The following is a 566-nucleotide window of genomic DNA, read 5'->3' on the forward strand; positions in this document are numbered from 1 at the left end:
TGATTTCCTGGTCTTCTTCTGCCGTCAGACGAACAGGGCGACTGATAGCCCGCCTGCGCGTATTACTTCCACTTCGTTTTGTCATAAAACATGGCTCCGTATCTGACACGGGGTGTCGGGGCGAAGCCCTGACCAGGGTAATTGTAATAGCGTGCATGTATGCGCGGTATAACAATTACACATCCTGTCCTGTCAGCAAGTTCGAATTACCGACAAAGGCACGGCAGTTTTTTTGGCAGTGACAGTATTGTCAGGCAGAAATACCCGTCAATGCGTCAGACGGCAGAATACCGGCGGTAAAACAGTCGAAAAGTGGTACGCGATATAATCACACAACGCAGATGACAGACAGAACGGAGAAAACAGAAAGATGAACAAGCAGCAGCAAACCGTACTCAACATGGCGGGATTCATAAAAAGCCAGAGCCTGACGCTGCTCGAAAAGCTGGACGCACTCGATGCCGACGAACAGGCCGCCATGTGTGAGAAGCTGCACGAAATCGCGGAAGAACTCCAGAACAGCATACAGACACGCTTTGAAGCGGAAAGTGGCACCGGGGTATAAC

1 protein-coding gene is annotated in these 566 nt (G+C 50.7%); it reads left to right on the forward strand.

Annotated features, from left to right (window positions below; translation table 11 throughout):
- The first annotated feature begins 400 nt into the window (after positions 1-400).
- Complete coding sequence (locus ACTD9P_RS29670; protein WP_353803033.1) at positions 401-565, forward strand: Rop family plasmid primer RNA-binding protein; 165 nt, start codon at positions 401-403, stop codon at positions 563-565.
- The last annotated feature ends 1 nt before the right edge of the window (position 566 follow it).

This window comes from Pseudomonas onubensis, from assembly GCF_965653655.1.
Classification (GTDB): domain Bacteria; phylum Pseudomonadota; class Gammaproteobacteria; order Pseudomonadales; family Pseudomonadaceae; genus Aquipseudomonas.